The 16,966-nt window shown below is 64.6% G+C and carries 16 protein-coding genes; 8 read left to right on the forward strand and 8 right to left on the reverse strand.

Annotated features, from left to right (window positions below; translation table 11 throughout):
- The first annotated feature begins 38 nt into the window (after positions 1-38).
- Positions 39-809, forward strand: coding sequence for a lysophospholipid acyltransferase family protein (locus tag LPB04_RS09125; RefSeq protein WP_407943899.1), 771 nt, complete (start codon positions 39-41; stop codon positions 807-809).
- Here LPB04_RS09125 and LPB04_RS09130 read toward each other — a convergent pair.
- Positions 806-1,657, reverse strand: a complete 852-nt coding sequence (locus LPB04_RS09130) for a symmetrical bis(5'-nucleosyl)-tetraphosphatase (RefSeq protein WP_193688370.1) — start codon at positions 1,655-1,657, stop codon at positions 806-808. The two genes, LPB04_RS09125 and LPB04_RS09130, sit on opposite strands and share 4 nt — an antisense overlap.
- Before the next feature lie 170 nt (positions 1,658-1,827).
- Here LPB04_RS09130 and rfbA point away from each other — a divergent pair, with 170 nt between their 5' ends.
- The 7 genes from rfbA (at position 1,828) to LPB04_RS09165 (ending at position 8,919) form a co-directional block, all read left to right on the forward strand.
- Positions 1,828-2,718 (forward strand): glucose-1-phosphate thymidylyltransferase RfbA, encoded by an 891-nt coding sequence (rfbA, locus tag LPB04_RS09135; protein ID WP_407943900.1) that lies wholly within the window; start codon positions 1,828-1,830, stop codon positions 2,716-2,718.
- Positions 2,719-2,978: 260 nt separating this feature from the next.
- Positions 2,979-4,079, forward strand: a complete 1,101-nt coding sequence (locus LPB04_RS09140) for a glycosyltransferase family 4 protein (RefSeq protein ID WP_193688371.1) — start codon at positions 2,979-2,981, stop codon at positions 4,077-4,079.
- A gap of 76 nt (positions 4,080-4,155) precedes the next feature.
- Entirely contained in the window at positions 4,156-4,467 is a 312-nt protein-coding gene (locus LPB04_RS09145; protein WP_193688921.1) for an H-NS histone family protein, read from the forward strand.
- 198 nt (positions 4,468-4,665) lie between these two features.
- Positions 4,666-6,051: a phosphomannomutase/phosphoglucomutase gene (locus tag LPB04_RS09150; RefSeq protein WP_193688372.1), complete on the forward strand. Its 1,386-nt coding sequence runs from the start codon at positions 4,666-4,668 to the stop codon at positions 6,049-6,051.
- A 17-nt stretch (positions 6,052-6,068) separates the two neighbouring features.
- Positions 6,069-7,055: a lipopolysaccharide heptosyltransferase I gene (waaC, locus tag LPB04_RS09155; RefSeq protein WP_193688373.1), complete on the forward strand. Its 987-nt coding sequence runs from the start codon at positions 6,069-6,071 to the stop codon at positions 7,053-7,055.
- Positions 7,052-8,332 (forward strand): lipid IV(A) 3-deoxy-D-manno-octulosonic acid transferase, encoded by a 1,281-nt coding sequence (gene waaA, locus LPB04_RS09160; protein WP_193688374.1) that lies wholly within the window; start codon positions 7,052-7,054, stop codon positions 8,330-8,332. Before waaC ends, waaA begins: the two co-directional genes overlap by 4 nt.
- A gap of 47 nt (positions 8,333-8,379) precedes the next feature.
- Positions 8,380-8,919, forward strand: a complete 540-nt coding sequence (locus LPB04_RS09165) for a YcxB family protein (RefSeq protein WP_193688375.1) — start codon at positions 8,380-8,382, stop codon at positions 8,917-8,919.
- A 144-nt stretch (positions 8,920-9,063) separates the two neighbouring features.
- Here the strand turns inward: LPB04_RS09165 and LPB04_RS09170 are convergent, their stop codons facing one another.
- The 7 genes from LPB04_RS09170 to LPB04_RS09200 form a co-directional block, all read right to left on the reverse strand.
- A complete protein-coding gene (locus LPB04_RS09170; RefSeq protein WP_193688376.1) occupies positions 9,064-9,990 on the reverse strand; it encodes a M48 family metallopeptidase in 927 nt (308 codons plus the stop codon).
- Between the two features lie 44 nt (positions 9,991-10,034).
- Positions 10,035-10,727, reverse strand: coding sequence for a lysophospholipid acyltransferase family protein (locus tag LPB04_RS09175; RefSeq protein ID WP_193688922.1), 693 nt, complete (start codon positions 10,725-10,727; stop codon positions 10,035-10,037).
- A 69-nt stretch (positions 10,728-10,796) separates the two neighbouring features.
- Complete coding sequence (gene gmhB / locus LPB04_RS09180; RefSeq protein ID WP_193688377.1) at positions 10,797-11,354, reverse strand: D-glycero-beta-D-manno-heptose 1,7-bisphosphate 7-phosphatase; 558 nt, start codon at positions 11,352-11,354, stop codon at positions 10,797-10,799.
- 10 nt (positions 11,355-11,364) lie between these two features.
- Positions 11,365-13,452, reverse strand: a complete 2,088-nt coding sequence (gene glyS / locus LPB04_RS09185; RefSeq protein WP_193688378.1) for a glycine--tRNA ligase subunit beta — start codon at positions 13,450-13,452, stop codon at positions 11,365-11,367.
- A gap of 30 nt (positions 13,453-13,482) precedes the next feature.
- Complete coding sequence (gene glyQ, locus LPB04_RS09190; protein ID WP_193688379.1) at positions 13,483-14,403, reverse strand: glycine--tRNA ligase subunit alpha; 921 nt, start codon at positions 14,401-14,403, stop codon at positions 13,483-13,485.
- A 100-nt stretch (positions 14,404-14,503) separates the two neighbouring features.
- Positions 14,504-16,069: an apolipoprotein N-acyltransferase gene (gene lnt, locus LPB04_RS09195; RefSeq protein ID WP_193688380.1), complete on the reverse strand. Its 1,566-nt coding sequence runs from the start codon at positions 16,067-16,069 to the stop codon at positions 14,504-14,506.
- A complete protein-coding gene (locus tag LPB04_RS09200; RefSeq protein ID WP_193688381.1) occupies positions 16,069-16,956 on the reverse strand; it encodes an HlyC/CorC family transporter in 888 nt (295 codons plus the stop codon). The genes lnt and LPB04_RS09200 overlap by 1 nt, the downstream gene beginning before the upstream one ends.
- Positions 16,957-16,966 lie beyond the last annotated feature (10 nt).

Genomic DNA, 16,966 nt, shown 5'->3' on the forward strand with positions numbered 1-16,966 from the left:
TGCGCGGGGCTGCGGCCCCGCTTCTCTTTTCTACGATGATTCGACTTCGCCTCGCCTGGCGCCTCGCGCGCGTGATCGTCCACCTGCTGGCAGGCCTGGCGACCTGCGCGCTCGTCTTCCCCTGGGCCGGCCGCCGGCTGCGCGACGCGGCCACGCGGCGCTGGTCGCGCCGCCTGCTGGCGATCTGCAACGTCCGGGTGGAAGAAGCCCCGGGCGCGCCGGCGCTCGAGCACGCGCTGTTCGTCGCGAACCACGTCTCCTGGCTCGACATCTTCGTCCTCAATTCGCTGCACCCCTGCCGCTTCGTCGCCAAGGCCGAGATCCGGTCCTGGCCGGTGCTCGGCTGGCTGGCCGCCGCCGCCGGCACGGTGTTTATCGCGCGCGGCAACCGGCGCGAGCTGCGCCACATTTTCAAAGGGATCGTGTCGGTGCTGAGACAGGGCGAGCGGGTCGCCTTCTTCCCCGAGGGGACCGTCGGCCAGCAGGGTAGCGTGCTGCCCTTCCACGCCAACCTGTTCGAGGCCGCGATCGACGCCAAAGTCGCGCTGCAGCCCTGCGCGCTGGCCTATCTCGACGAGGCCGGCGCCTGGCACCGCGGCGTCGACTATGCGGGCGACGTGAGTTTCGTCGACAGCATCGTCACCATCCTCGGCGGCGCGCCGGTGCGGGCACGCGTGGCCTGCCTGGCCCCGATCGCGGGAGAGGGTGCGCACCGGCGCGAACTGGCGCAGGCGGCGCACGACGCGATCCAGGCGGCGCTGAGGCCCGTGGACGCATCGCCGCTCCTGGCGCAATCGGGCAGCGTCTAGCCTTTTCCGCTGTGCGGCCGGTATTCCGGGCAGTCGACCTGCAGCAGGCCTCGGTCGTCCAGGCAGACGGCGGTCAGCTTGCCGCCCCAGACGCAGCCGCTGTCGAGTCCCACCAGGTTCGGGCGCAGGATCAGGCCCAGCGCCGACCAGTGGCCGAACACCACCGTCACGTCCATCGTGCGCCGGCCCGGCAGGTCGAACCAGGGCAGCAGGCCCGATCCGATCGGTCCGCTCTCGCTTTCCTTGTGCGCGAAATCCATCGTCCCGTCGGGCAGGCACAGGCGCATGCGGGTGAGGGCGTTGACGATGCAGCGCAGGCGGTCCATGCCGGTCAAGTTGTCGTCCCAGCGGTCGGGCTGGTTGCCGTACATCTGCGCCAGGAAATCGATCCAGCCGTCGCCGCGCAGGACCTCCTCGACCTCATTGGCGAGCGCCATCGTCTGCGCCGCGTCCCACTGCGGCGCCACCCCGGCATGCACCAGCAGGTGGGCGTCGACGAAGATCGCCAGCGGACGCCCGCGCAGCCAGGCCAGCAGTTCGTCGCGGTCGGGGGCGGCGAGGATCTCGTCCAGGGTGTCGGACTTGCTGGCGCGCTGGGCGCCGGCGGCCACCGCCAGCAGGTGCAGGTCGTGGTTGCCGAGCAGGGCTTCCACGCGGCCGCCGCTCGTTTCGGCCAGCGCCTTCATGCGCCGCAGGGCCAGCAGCGACTCCGGGCCGCGGTTGATCAGGTCGCCGACAAAGAGGATGCGCGCATGGGTGCCGGCGCCGGCGTCCTGCGCGATTTTTTCCAGCAGGGCCTCTGCCTCATGGGCGCAACCCTGCAGGTCGCCGATGACATAGGTTTTCATAATCTGACTTCCTGGCCGCCGCGGCGGATATTCTTGTTGGATAATGCCGCCAACGCAGCGATGCGGACGGATGAATGGCTGTGGAGGGCATACTAAATGATTTTGCCGGGGTGCGCAGTCTTGCGGACCGGGCGGTTCGAATACTCAGGACAGGGGACGGCATGAGCAGCATGCACAGGGCGCGCAAGGGAATCATCCTGGCGGGCGGATCGGGTTCGCGCCTGTATCCGATGACGACGGCTATCTCGAAGCAAATGCTGCCGGTGTACGACAAGCCGATGATTTATTATCCGCTAACGACGCTGATGCAGGCGGGAATACGCGAAATCCTGATTATCTCGACCGAACAGGATTTGCCGCGCTTCCAGCAATTGCTGGGCGATGGAGGGCAATGGGGATTGGCCCTGCATTATGCCGTCCAGCCCGCGCCCGAGGGAATCGCGCAAGCCTACCTGATCGGCCGCGCATTTCTGGCCGGTGGTCCCGCGGCATTGGTCCTGGGCGATAATATCTTTTATGGCCATGGCCTGGAGCAGACACTGCAGGCGGCCAGCGCGCGCAACGAGGGCGCGACCGTATTTGCCTACCATGTGAACGATCCGCAGCGTTACGGCGTGATCGAATTCGACCGCGGCGGCAAGGCCTTGTCGATCGAGGAAAAACCGCAGGTGCTGAAATCGAATTATGCGGTGACCGGACTGTATTTCCACGATGGCGGAGTCTGCGATATCGCGGCCGGCCTGCGTCCCTCGGCACGGGGCGAACTGGAAATCACCGATATTAACCAGGCTTATCTGTCGGCAGGGCGATTGCGGGTCGAGCTGATGGGGCGTGGGATGGCCTGGCTCGATACCGGCACCCATGAATCCCTGCTCGATGCCTCGCAATTCATCGCCACCATCGAAAAACGCCAGGGCCTGAAAGTGGCGGTGCCCGAAGAAACGGCATTTCGGATGGGCTATATCGATGCCGCGCAACTGCACGCCCTGGCCGCGCCCATATCCGGTACCGGATATGGGCAGTACCTGCTGCAATTGCTCAGGGAAGGCGTGCTGAAATAAGCGCCTGGCGCGCGCTGCTGTCTTCCGGCAAGCTCGATCGCCGCCACCGAATTGCGTTTTCGATACATCCTCGCACCCGGTCTGGCGCAATTCCAACACTACTCACGCGGTACACGGGCCTGCCCGCGTTGAGGGCGCTTATCCGGTTAGAATAGATTTGACTCCTTTGCAAGCACGCGAGGTGGACGTTTCTCGTGCGCCTTTCGCCGCCCCGGCGTCCAGAGCGGCTGCCCGTTGCGCTTTAAAACCGCGGAAACGCCATGTTTTCATTCTTCGTCAGCTTCGTCTGCTCGGCCCTGCTGACCCTGCTTGTGATCAAGCACGCGAGACTGCGCAGGCTGGCGCTCGACACCGACTTCAAGGGGGTGCAGCGCGCGCATACGCACCTGGTGGCCCGGATTGGCGGGCTGCCGATCTACCTGTCGGTGGTGCTGGCCGCCGCGATCTCGATCGCGCGCCAGCCGACGTCCTTGCAAGCGCTGCCGCCGCTGCTGCTGTGCGCCTTCGTCGCCTTCCTCGGCGGCGTGCTCGAAGACTATACCGGGGCGGTGCGGCCTTCGCGCCGGCTGCTGTTGACGATGACCGGCGCCATGCTGGCCTATCTGCTGCTCGACGCGGCCATCGGACGCATCGACCTGCCGTTCGGAATGGTGATTTTTGTCGCGGGCTGGGTGGCGCTGCCGCTGACGGTATTGGCGGTGGCGGGGATTGCGAACGCGGTGAATATCATCGACGGCTTCAATGGCCTGGCAAGCATGGTCACGATCTGCATGCTGCTGTCGCTGGCCTATGTAGCCTTGCAAGTGAACGACATGTTCATCCTGATTACCGCCCTGATGGTCGCCGGTGCGACCGCCGGGTTCCTGATCTGGAATTATCCGGTGGGCCTGATATTCCTCGGCGATGGCGGCGCCTATTTCATTGGATTCATGCTTGGCGAACTGGCCCTGTTGCTGGTAATGCGCAACCCGCAAGTGTCGACCTGGTACGCGGCATTGCTGCTCATTTATCCCGCATTCGAAACCCTTTTCTCCGCTTACCGCCGTATGTTTGTGCGCGGAAAATCGCCTGGGGTACCCGACGGTATTCACTTGCACAGCCTTATTTTCAGGCGTATTGTCAGGTGGACTGTCGGTAATAAAGAGGCCAGGGCGCTGCTCCAGCGTAATGCTCGTACCTCGCCTTATTTGTGGTTATTTTCACTCATGGCCGTCATCCCTGCCACATTGTTCTGGCAAAATACAATCGTCTTGATAGTATTCTGTTTATTGTTCGTTATCAGCTACCTGTGGCTGTATGCGCGTATTGTTCGATTCAAATCGCCGAGATGGCTGATTTCGCGCAAGAAGGACTGGCAATAAATTGCCAATGTAGTATATTGCGACATTTGGTGAGATTTCACCTGAATTGGATTAACCCAACTTTCGAGGAACGATGATGGATCTGTCAAATATGTCGGTTGGCGATTTGCGCAACCTGCAGGAGCAAATCAAGCAGGAAATGAAACAGCGCGAGCACCAGGAAGTGCAGCAGGCACGCGAGCAGATCCTGGCTATCGCTCAAAAGGTAGGCGTACCGCTGAAAGACCTGATGACCACGCCTGCACGTGGAACCAAAACTGGTACGGTCGCTGTGCGTTATCGCCACCCGGACAATTCGTCGCAGCAGTGGACCGGCCGCGGCCGCCAGCCTAAATGGGTCAAGGAATGGGTCGAAGGCGGTAAGTCGCTCGATAAACTGCGCGTTTAAATCCTTCCCCCGTTACCGGCGCTCGCCGCTAACGTACTTCTGCACCTCAGCCGGCCATCCGTTTCCACGGTGGCCGCGCTTGCCGCTACAATACCCCCTGTTTTGTCATCCTCTCATCATTGGCGCTGGCCGCTTTCCGTGCTGTTCATATGCACCCACCGGGCAGGCATCGCGGCGCCCGACTCTTCAAGGTAGAACATGGTTGCTCTCTCAAAAACGATTTTCAAGGCGTATGACATTCGCGGCGTGATCGACAGCACGCTCGACGCGGGCGTGGCACGCAGCATTGGCCAGGCCTTTGGCCAGGCGGCGCTTGCCAAGGGGGAGCGCAGCGTCGTGATCGGCCGCGACGGCCGTTTGTCGGGCCCGGCGCTGTCCGCAGCCCTGGCCGAAGGCCTGCAGGCCGCCGGCGTCGACGTCATCGACCTCGGCATGGTCGCCACGCCCATGGTCTATTTCGCCACCAATGTGCTCGAGGGTACGCGCTCGGGCATCATGGTCACGGGCAGCCACAATCCGCCCGACTACAACGGTTTCAAAATGGTGCTCGCGGGCGAGGCGATCTACGGCGACGCGATCACGGCCTTGTACGACAGCATTCAGGCGCACGACGGCAGCAGCGCCGCCGACAAGGGCAGCTACCGCACCCACGACATCCGCGCCGCCTACCTCGAGCGCATCATCGGCGACGTCAAGATTGCGCGTCCGATCAAGATCGCGGTCGACTGCGGCAACGGCGTGGCCGGCGCCTTCGCGGGCGACCTGTACCGCGGCATGGGCTGCGAAGTCATCGAGCTGTTCTGCGAAGTCGACGGCCACTTCCCGAACCACCACCCGGACCCGGCGCACCCGGAAAACCTGCAGGACCTGATCCGCGCGCTGCAAACGAGCGACGCCGAGATCGGCCTGGCCTTCGACGGCGACGGCGACCGCCTGGGCATCGTCACCAAGGACGGCCACATCATCTATCCGGACCGCCAGATGATGCTGTTTGCGGCCGATGTCCTGTCGCGCAATCCGGGTGCCGAAATCCTGTACGACGTCAAATGCACGCGCCACCTGGCACCGTACATCGAGCAGCACGGCGGCCGTCCGCTGATGTACAAGACCGGCCACTCGCTGGTGAAGGCCAAGCTGAAGGAAACCGGGTCCCCGCTGGGCGGCGAGATGAGCGGCCACGTCTTCTTCAAGGACCGTTGGTACGGCTTCGACGACGGCCTGTATGCGGGCGCGCGCATGCTCGAATTGCTGACCAAAGTCGACGATCCGTCGGCGCTGCTGAACGCGCTGCCGATGGCGATCAGCACGCCCGAGCTGCACCTGCACCTGGACGAGGGCGAGAACGTTGCGCTGATCGACAAGCTGCGTACCGACGCCACCTTCCCGACTTCGGAAAAAATCAACGACATCGACGGCCTGCGCGTCGAGTACCCGGACGGTTTTGGCCTGGCCCGTTCGTCGAACACGACCCCGGTCGTGGTGCTGCGCTTCGAGGGCGAGAACCCGGAAGCGCTGGCGCGCATCCAGGACGAATTCCGCAGCGTGATCCTGGCTGCCAAGCCGGATGCCAAGCTGCCGTTCTGAAGCAATCCTGAAGAGAGATGCATGTGAAGATCCTGCTGGTGCGGGTGTCGTCCCTGGGCGACGTCCTGCACAACCTGCCGATGGTGGCCGACCTCCTGCGCCGCCATCCGCAGGCGACAATCGACTGGGTCGTGGAAGAGGGCTATGTCAGCCTCGTGCGCCTGAACCCGCACGTGCGCAAGATTATCCCGTTCGCGCTGCGGCGCTGGCGCAAGGGCCTGCGCAGTCCCGCGGTGCGCGCCGAGATCAAGGCCTTCTTCTCTACCTTGCGCGAAGAAGAATACGATCTCGTCTTCGACACCCAGGGTTTATTAAAAACCGGGATCATCATGGGCGCCGCGCGCATCAAGCGCGGCGGGCGCAAGGTGGGCCTTGCCAACGGCAGCGAGGGCTCCGGCTACGAGGGCATCTCGCGACTCTTCCACACCGAGAGCGTCCCGCTCGACCCGCGCACCCATGCGGTCGCGCGCGGGCGCCTGGTGGCCGGCACGGCGCTCGGCTACCCGGTCGACACCGCACCCGACTTCGGCCTGCCGCCGCCCGAGTCCACCCAGCGTCCCCACTGGCTGCCGCATGAGCCATTTGCCGTCTTCTTCCACGGCACCGCGCGCGACGCCAAGAAGTGGGCGCCCGCGAACTGGATCGCCACCGGCCTGGCCTTGTCGCCGATGCCGGTGCTGCTGCCCTGGGGCTCGGAAGGAGAGAAGCGCGAAGCCGAGGCGCTGGCCGCCCGGCTGCCGAATGCGCGCGTGCTGCCGAAGCTGTCGATGATGGATGCCGTGACGCTGGCGCAGCAGGCGGCGCTGGCGATCGGGGTCGACACCGGACTGACCCACATCGCGGCCGCCTTCTACCGGCCGACGGTCGAGATCTATGCCGATTCGCCGAAATGGAAGACCGAGGGCAACTGGTCGCCGCGCATCGTCAACCTCGGCGACCAGGGCGCGCCGCCCTCCAGCGCCGAGGTGATCGCCGCCGCGCGCGGCCTGCTGGGCGTGCAATGAACCGCACACTGTATTCCTTCCTGTGGTGGCTGGCGCTGCCGATCGTGCTGGCGCGCCTGTGGTGGCGCGGACGCAAGGAGCCCGGTTACCGCGGCCACGTAGGCGAGCGCCTGGGCTTCTACGACGACGTGGCGCCTGCGCGCATGACCTTCATGGTGCACGCCGTGTCGGTCGGCGAGACGCGCGCCGCCGAGCCGCTGGTCGAAGCGCTGCTGGCAGGGTGGCCCGGGAGCCGCGTGCTGCTGACCCACATGACGCCGACCGGCCGCGCCACCGGCCGCGCGCTGTTTGCGAAACACGGCGCGCGCGTCATTCAATCCTATCTTCCTTACGACACCGGCTTCATGGTGCGGCGCTTCCTGCGCCACTATGCGCCGCGCATCTGCATCCTGATGGAGACCGAAGTCTGGCCGAACCTGATCGCCGGCTGCGCCGCACGGCAGGTGCCGGTGGCGCTGGTGAACGCGCGCCTGTCCGAGCGCTCGCTGCGCCGCGGCCAGCGTTTCGGTACCTTGATGTCGGAGGCAGCACGGGCGATCACCGTCGTGGCGGCGCAGACCGAAGCGGACGCGCAGCGCATCCGTTCGCTTGGCGCGCCGAAGGTGGCGATTACCGGCAGCATCAAGTTCGACGTCGTGCCGCCGCAGGCGGCGCTGGCCACCGGCACCCGGCTGCGCGCACGCCTCAATGGCCGTCCGGTCTTCCTGTGCGCCAGCACGCGTGAAGGCGAAGAAGTCCTGATCCTCGACGCCTATACGCGTTTGAAAGACCGGCCCGCCGGCATGCTGCTGGCCATCGTGCCGCGCCACCCGCAGCGCTTCGACGAAGTTGCGCAACTGGTGCGTGCACGCGGCCTGTCGCTGCAGCGCCGTTCGGACATGAACGAGGCCGCGGTCGACGCCGCGGTGGAAGCCGATGTACTGCTGGGCGACTCGATGGGCGAGATGTTCGCCTATTACGCGGCCTGCGACTGTGCCTACATCGGCGGCAGCCTGCTGCCGCTCGGCGGACAGAACCTGATCGAGGCCTGCGCGCTGGGTAAACCGGTGCTGGTGGGCGAACACACCTTCAATTTCCTCGACGCGACCGAGGAAGCGGTCACGGCCGGTGCGGCGCTGCGCGTGCCCGACGCGGACAGCCTGCTGGCGCAGGCCGTGCGCCTGTTATGCGATGCGCATGCGCGCACCGAAATGGGCACCCATGCGGCGGATTTTGCAAGCCGCCACCGTGGCGCGACCCTGCGCACTGTTGAACTCTTGCAACAGGAATTTGAGTAGTTTTTGATACCATTGCTTTTTGAGTTCGGCAGAAAAAGGGGATGCGCATGTCGTCGTTAAATCGCCCGGAACCAGGCGGCAGCAGCAAGCCGATGGCCATGGTGGCGCATGGAGCAACCGATGGCGCCGGTGACGCTTACTTTGGATCCTCGGGCGCGCCCGCCTTGCCGACGGTCGCCACCGCCCTGGGCGACCTGCATTTCTTCGTACGCTATTCGCTGCGCGAATACATCGGCTTCATGTGGCAGCACGGCGGCTTCCTGATCCGCCGCCGCCGCATCCGCTGGCCGGCCAGCTTCTACTGGCGCATCAGGAGCACGGCCAGCGCGGCCCTGAATTTCGTGCTGCTCGGACGCGGACGCCGCACCTACGAATTCACCATCGACGAACACGGCATCGTGCGCACCAGCGGCGGCGTGACCCTGATCGGCTGGTCCGACGTGACGGCGGTGCGCACCTATTCGCGCGGCTTCATGATGGTCCTGAAACGCGGGACGCTGCCGATTCCGTTTCGCTGCCTGAACGAGGCGCAGCGCGGGGCGATGCGCGGGCTGGCAGAGGCGCGGCGCGATCACGTGCTGAGGTAATCGACGTTTCCTGGATTGCTGACGTGCGTCGAACGCGTGGGCGGAGACCGCCCACCCTACGTCCCTGCGATAAGGCATGACATTGACCGTAGTGTGGGCGGTCTCCGCCCACGCAACCGGCTCACGTGTAGCCGCACAAAACGATCAATCCGTAAACAACACCGGCATCTCATGCGAGCGCCTGCGTAGCTCCAGCCGCGCCCCGTCGTAATCCGCATACACCGACCCGACGACCGCCCAGAAGCGCGGGCTGTGGTTCATCTCGCGCAAGTGCGCCAGTTCGTGCACCACCACGTAATCGAGCAGCGCCAGCGCATAGTGCACCAGGCGCCAGTTCAGGCGGATGCTGCCGCCCACCGTGCATGATCCCCAGCGCGTGCCGGCCGAGGACAGCGTCAGCGCGCTGTAGCGCACGCCGAGCTGCGGCGCATAGAAGTCGAGGCGCTCGACGAACAGGCGCTTGGCTTCGGCCTGGAACCACAGCTTGATGCGTTCCTTCAGCTGCCACTCCGACAGTCCCGGCGTCACGCCGACATTCAGTTCACGGGTCTGCGCATCGAATACGCAGTGGCTGCGCGCGGCCGGCTGCAGGCGCAGCACGATTTCGCCACCCAGGTAGGGCAGGCGTGCGCCGTCTTCCCAGACCAGCGGCACGCGCTCGGCGCGCTTGGCGCGGCGCTCGCCGCGTTCGTGCAGCTTGGTCAGGATCCAGCGCTGCTTGGCGCGGATCGCGTTGTCGATGTCGGGCAGGATGGCGCGCCGCGGCGCCGTCACGTGCAGGCCGTCGTCGTCGATCATGAAGCCGATCGAGCGGCGCGCCGAGCGTTTCAGTTCGTAGTCGACCGCGTAGTGGCCCAGCACGATGCGCCGCAGGGGCGGATCCTCGGGCGTGCGCGGCGGAGAGGGCAGATTGATGCGGGGCGGCGCAGGAGGCGCCTTGAACAGGGGCTGCGGAGGCGGCGGCACCGGCGCCGGCCTTGCGGCCGGCACCAGCGCTGCGAACGGGTCCTGGGCGGTCCGTTCCTGGCTAAAAAGGTCGAGCTGGGGCCCGTCGGTCTTGGGGGAATTCATGGCGTGCAGAGGTGGAGGTGCTGTGATCTGCGCGCCGACTTCGTTCAGCCACCGGTGTAGACGTGGGGCGAAATGACGCGCATTTCTGATTCTATCCAATTTTCGACCTCTTGCATCAGACTGTCGGGAGTGTGGTGTTGCGGCGATATCGGTTTGCCAATCGAGACCGTCACGAGTCCTGGCCGCTTGATGAAGGAATTCTTCGGCCAGCACTCACCTGAATTATGCGCGATCGGCACGACCACGGCTTGGGTTTCTACAGCCAGGCGCGCACCGCCGCTCTTGTACTTTCCCTTTTTTCCAACAGGGATGCGCGTCCCCTCCGGGAACATGATGATCCACTGGCCGTCGGCCAGGCGCCGCTTGCCGTGGCGGACCACGTGGGCAAAGGCGTTCTTGCCTTCGCTGCGGTCGATCGGGATCATGCGCAGCAGCGCCATCGCCCAGCCGAAGAAGGGGATGTAGAGGATTTCCTTCTTGAAGACGAAGACCAGCGGGCGGATCAGGTTCGGCAGCAGGAAGATCGTCTCCCAGGCCGACTGGTGTTTCGACAGCACGATGGCCGGCGCGTCCGGCAGGTTCTCGTAGCCCTTGAACTGGTAGCGGATGCCGCAAATGACTTTCGCGCACCAGATGATGAAGACGTTCCAGCGCGAGGTCACCCAGAAGCGCTTGTTGTAGGGAAGCGGGGCGACCAGGAAGCAGACGCAGGCCCAGACCACGGTGGCGACCACCATCACGATGGCAAACAGCAGGGAACGCAGGAAGGGGACGACGTTACGCAAGAAGGACTCTCTTTGGATATATTAGTTGGGCTGAGGGCGGGCGCTGCTTTTCAGCAGGCTTGTCACCATCGCGGCCAGGTCGGGGAAGACCTGGGTGCCGGGCGGCAGGCCCCCGGTCTCGTGGGTTTTTTCGCCCTTGCCGGTCAGGACCAGGTTGGGCAGGCAGCCGCTGATGAAGCCGGCCTGCAGGTCGCGCAGCGAATCGCCGACCGTCGGCACGCCCTTCAGGCTGACTTTAAAACGCTTGCTGATCTCCTCGAACATGCCGGCCTTCGGTTTCCTGCAGTCGCAGTTGTCGATCGCCGCGTGCGGGCAGAAGAACACCGCGTCGATGTCGGCGCCGACCTGCTGGGCGGCGTTGTGCATCTTCTGGTGGATCGCGTTCAGCGTCTGCATGTCGAACAGTTCGCGCGCGATGCCGGACTGGTTCGAGGCGATGATGACCCGGTAGCCGGCCTGGTTGAGGCGCGCGATCGCCTCGAGCGAGCCGGGAATCGGAATCCACTCCGCCGGGCTTTTAATAAAATCCGGGGAGTCATGGTTGATGACCCCGTCGCGGTCGAGGATGATCAGCTTCATGGTAATGCCCTTACGCGGCCAGCTTCGAGATGTCGGCCACGCGGTTCATCATGCCGTGCAGCGACGACAGCAGCGCCAGGCGGTTGTTGCGCAGCGCCTGGTCCTCGGCCATCACCATCACGTCGTTGAAGAAGGCGTCGACGTCGTCGCGCAGCTGGGCCAGGGTTTTCAGCGTGCCGGCGAAGTCGCCGCTTGCGAAGGCCGCGTCGACCTGCGGACGCACCCGTTCGATCGCACCCGCCAGCTTGCGCTCGGCTTCTTCCTGCAGCAGTTCCTGCGAGACGGTCCCGATGGCGGCATCGGTCTTTTTCAGGATGTTGGTGATGCGCTTGTTGGCCGCGGCCAGCGAGGCACTTTCCGGCAGGGCGGCGAAGGCCTGCACCGCTTCCAGGCGCTGCACCACGTCGTCGACGCGGTCCGGGTTCTGGGCCAGCACCGCTTCCACTTCGTTCGGCGTAAAGCCGCGCTCGCGCAGCATGCCGCGCAGGCGATCGAGCATGAAGGCGCCGACTTCCTCGCGCGGATCTTTAAATGCAGCTTGCCCGGCGAAGACGTTGGCGGCGTCCGCCAGCAGCTCCGAGATCGCGAGAGGCAGGCGTTTTTCCACCAGCATGCGCATCACGCCCAGTGCGTGGCGGCGCAGCGCGAACGGATCCTTCTCTCCAGTCGGCTGCAGGCCGATGGCCCAGATGCCGACCAGGGTTTCCAGTTTATCGGCCAGCGCGACCACCAGGCCGGTATTGGTGGAGGGCAGCTTGTCGCCGGCGAAGCGCGGCTGATAGTGTTCGGATGCGGCCAGCGCCACTTCATCCGGCTCGCCGTCGTGGCGCGCGTAATAGGTCCCCATGATGCCTTGCAGCTCGGGGAATTCGCCGACCATGTCGGTCAGCAGGTCGGCCTTGGCCAGGCGCGCGCCGCGTTCGGCCAGGGCCACGTCGTAGCCGAGGCGTTTGGCGATGGCGCCGGCGAGTCTGGTCACGCGCTCGGTGCGCTCGGCCTGGGTGCCCAGCTTGTTGTGGTAGACCACGTTCGCCAGCTGCGGCAGGCGCGATTCGAGGCTCTTCTTCTTGTCCTGCTCGAAGAAGAACTTGGCGTCCGACAAGCGCGGGCGCACGACGCGCTCGTTGCCGCCGACGATGTGCTGCGGGTCGTCGGTCGCAATATTCGAGACGATCAGGAAGCGCGAACGCAGCTTGCCTTCGCTGTCGGTCAGCGCGAAGTATTTCTGGTTCGTCTGCATGGTGAGGATCAGGCATTCCTGGGGCACGGAGAGGAAGGCGTCCTCGAAGCGGCATTCGTAAACCACCGGCCACTCGACCAGGGCCGCGACTTCGTCGAGCAGCGATTCCGGCATCAACACCTGGTCGGCGCCCGCTTTTTCAAGCAGCTGGGCGCGGATGCTTTCCTTGCGTGCGTCGGCGCCGGCCATGACCTTGCCCTCGTTCTCGAGGATGGTCGCGTACTTGTCGGCATGCGTGATCGCGATCGACTGGCCGTGCGACAGGAAGCGGTGGCCCATGGTCAGGCGGCCGGCATCGAGACCGAGCAGGGTCAGTGGCAGCACCTGTTCGCCAAACAGGGCGAGCAGCAGGTGTACCGGACGCACGAACTGCACGGTGGCGCCGTCGGGGCGCTGGTAGCTCATGACTTTCGGGATCGGCAGCTTGGCGACGGTGTCGGCCAGCACCTCCTGCAGGCCGCCGGCAAGCGCGCTGCCCGGTGCGGTATAGGTGTAGAAGAAGCTTTCCGCTTTACCGTCCTGGGCGCGTTCGAGGTCGGCGATGCGCAGCTCGGGGAAGCCCAGGGCCGCCAGCTTCTTGGCCAGCGGCGCGCTCGGGTTGCCTTCCTTGTCGAGGGCGACCGAGACCGGCAGCACTTTTTCACGGATCGATTTGTCGGGCGAGGTCGCGCGCACCCTGGTGATCGAGACGGCCAGGCGGCGCGGTGTGGCGTAAGGGGTGACGACGCTGTCGGCGTCCAGGAAGTCGCGGGCCTTGAGGCCATTGGCGATACCGGCGGCAAAGGCCGCGCCCAGTTTGACGAGTGCTTTCGGCGGCAGTTCTTCGGTCTGCAGTTCGACGAGGAGTGTTTGATTCATGGGTTCTGTTCTTGTCTGGTGCGTCGGTGTTCAGGCAGCGGCTGGGGCGGCAGCGGCGTTCGGTGCCATCGGGAAGCCGAGCTTCTCGCGCGAATCGTAATAGGCCTGGGCGACCAGGCGCGACAGCGTGCGCACGCGGCCGATGTAGGCGGCGCGCTCGGTCACGGAGATAGCACCGCGTGCATCGAGCATGTTGAAGCTGTGCGAAGCCTTCATGATCTGCTCGTAGGCCGGCAGCGTCAGCTCCAGTTCGATCAGGCGCTTGGCTTCCGACTCGTGGTTGGCGAAAGCCTGGAACAGCAGATCGGTGTTGGCGTGCTCGAAGTTATAGGTCGACTGCTCGACTTCGTTCTGGTGGAAGACGTCGCCGTACGACAGCTTCTTCTTCTGGCCATTCTCTTCCCACTCGGTCCAGACCAGGTCGTAGACGTTTTCCACGCCCTGCAGGTACATGGCAAGACGCTCGATGCCATAGGTGATTTCGCCCAGCACCGGCTTGCAATCGAGGCCGCCCACTTGCTGGAAATAGGTGAACTGCGTCACTTCCATGCCGTTCAGCCAGACTTCCCAGCCCAGGCCCCAGGCGCCCAGGGTCGGGCTTTCCCAGTCGTCTTCGACGAAACGCACGTCATTCTTTTTCAGGTCCAGGCCCAGCGCCTCGAGCGAACCGAGGTAGAGATCGAGGATGTTTTCCGGGGCCGGCTTCAGGACCACCTGGTACTGGTAATAGTGTTGCAGACGGTTCGGGTTCTCGCCGTAACGGCCATCCTTCGGGCGGCGCGAAGGCTGCACATAGGCCGCGCGCCATGGCTCCGGTCCAATTGCGCGCAAGAAGGTGCCAGTGTGGAAGGTGCCGGCGCCCACTTCCATGTCGTAAGGCTGGAGCAGGGCGCAACCTTGCTTGTCCCAATAGGTCTGCAAGGTCAGAATGATTTGTTGGAATGTGAGCATCTTGAAATGGCGTCGCGAGGAAAAGCGCGAACACGGTGAGTTTGCTAAATGACCAATTCTAGCGGGTTTTGAGCGGCCTCTGGGACCGGATTCACCTCAACTATTCAGCATTGGCCTTTTTCTTGAGGTAATTGCGCCCGGAAAACCAGGCGCCCAACAGGGCCAGCGCGCCCAGCAGCAGGAAGGCATAGTTGCCGAAGCGAATGTAGGGCGTCATGCCGGCCATGCCTTGTACCTTCGCCGCGAGCACGCCCTGGCGGAAGTAAGGGATCGTTTGCGCGACATTGCCCTTGCCGTCGATGATCGCCGTGGCGCCGTTGTTCGTCGCACGCAGCATCGGCCGCCCCGTTTCGAGCGAGCGCATCCGCGAAATCTGCAGGTGCTGCGGAATCGCCACCGATTCGCCGTACCAGGCCAGGTTCGACACGTTCAGCAGCAAAGTCGCCGGTTGCGCCGCGCCGCGCAGCTGGGCGGCGATTTCCTCGCCGAACACGTCCTCATAACAGACATTCGGCAGCACCAGCTGGTCCTTCACCTTGAACGGCTGCTGGACTGCGGCACCGCGCGTAAAATCGCCCAACGGAATGTGCATCAGGTCGGTGAACCAGCGGAAGCCGGTCGGGATGAACTCGCCGAAGGGCACGAGATGATGCTTGTCGTAGCGGAAGGATTCGCCTTGCGGCCCCAGGCTGGCGACGCTGTTGGCGTAGTCGGTGGCGCTGTCCATCAGCGGGATGCCGAACACCAGGTGGCTGCCGCTTTGTTTCGCGTAGTCGCCCAGGTGCGCCAGGTAGCCGCTCGGCAGCTGGTGCGGGAACACGGGAATGGCCGTTTCCGGGGCGGCGACCAGGTCGGCCGGCTGCGCCGTCAGCAGTTGCTGGTAACGGTCCAGGATCTTTTGCAGGTGTTCGTTGCTGAACTTCTCGTCCTGCGGGATGTCGCCTTGCAGCAGGCGCACCGAGATCGGGGCGCCGGACGGATGGGTCCAGTCGATCTGGCGCAAGCCATAGCCGCAAGCGAGCAGGGCGCAGAACAGGCCGATCGCCAGCGGTCGCGCGCGCTGGGTCAGCATCACGAGGCAGCCGGCGCAGACCGCGACCAGCACGCCGATGCCGTACACGCCGATCAGCGGCGCAAAGCCACCCAGCGGCGCGACGTTGTGCGCATAGCCCGAGGAAGCCCAGGGAAAACCGGTAAACACCCAGCCGCGCATCCATTCGGACACGCCCCAGGTGACCGGCAGGACCAGCAGCACGAAGCTGACCAATGGCAGCGACCAGCGCCGGCGCAGCCAGGTGGCGCTGCCGGCGGCAAAGGCCCCGAACAGGCCCATGTACAGACCGAGCAGGCAGATGGCGATGGCGGAGAGGATCGCCGGCAAGCCGCCGAAACGGTTCAGGGCGATATACAGCCAGTGCATGCCCGCCACCGACCAGCCGAAGCCGAAGGCCCAGCCGAGCAGGGTCGCGCGTTTCACATGATTGCCGAGCCCGACCCGGTAGAAGAAGTAAGCCAGCAGCAGGAACTGCAGCGGCCACCAGCCGAAGGGCTCGAAGGAAAACAGGGAAGCGCCGCCGGCGAGGCCGGCAACGACTAACTCACGCAGGGAAGGATGCGCGCCCCGCACCACTGGCACGGGCGTGCTGGCGGGACGGCGGCGCAGCATCAATCGTCGTCGTCGCGGGCGTGCTGCGTGTGCGGCAGCTTTTCGACCAGCAGGACGTGGATCTGGCGCGCGTCGGCGCGCAGCACCTCGAAGCGCAGATTACGCAGGGTGAATTCCTCCCCCTTGTGCGGCATCCGGCCCAGGTGGCCGGCCACGAAGCCACCGATGGTGTCGGCTTCGTCTTCCGGCAGGTCGACGCCGATTTCTTCGTTGAACTGGTCGATCTCGGTCAGCGCTTTTACGCGCCAGCGCGGGCCCAATTGGCCTTCCTTGACGGAAAGAACGTTATCTTCTTCCTCATCGAAGTCGTATTCGTCCTCGATGTCGCCGACGATCTGTTCCAGCACGTCTTCGATCGTGATCAGGCCGGCCACGCCGCTGTACTCGTCGACGACGATGGCCATGTGGTTGTGGTTGGCGCGGAAATCGCGCAACAGCACGTTCAGGCGCTTCGACTCGGGAATGAAAATCGCCGGACGCAGCATGGCGCGCACGTCGAACGATTTCTCCGTGTAATAGCGCAGCAAATCCTTGGCCAGCAGGATGCCGACGACCTTGTCGCGCTCGCCTTCGATGGCGGGGAAGCGCGAGTGCTGGGTTTCCAGCACGATCGGCAGCCATTCCTCGATCGGATCGGTGATGTCGATCACGTCCATCTGGGAACGGGGCACCATGATGTCGCGCGCGGACAGGTCGGAGACCTGGAACACACCCTCGATCATCGACAAGGCATCGGCGTCGATGAGGTTGCGCTCGTGTGCTTCGTGCAGCACTTCGAGCAGCTCAGTGCGATTTTCTGGCTCAGGGGAGATGAGTGCGGTCAGTCGTTCGAAGAGCGACCGGTGGGGTTTGGCGTCCGATCGGACGTCACTGGGATACTCGGGCATAGTTGGCGTG

This window comes from Massilia litorea, from assembly GCF_015101885.1.
Classification (GTDB): domain Bacteria; phylum Pseudomonadota; class Gammaproteobacteria; order Burkholderiales; family Burkholderiaceae_D; genus Telluria; species Telluria litorea.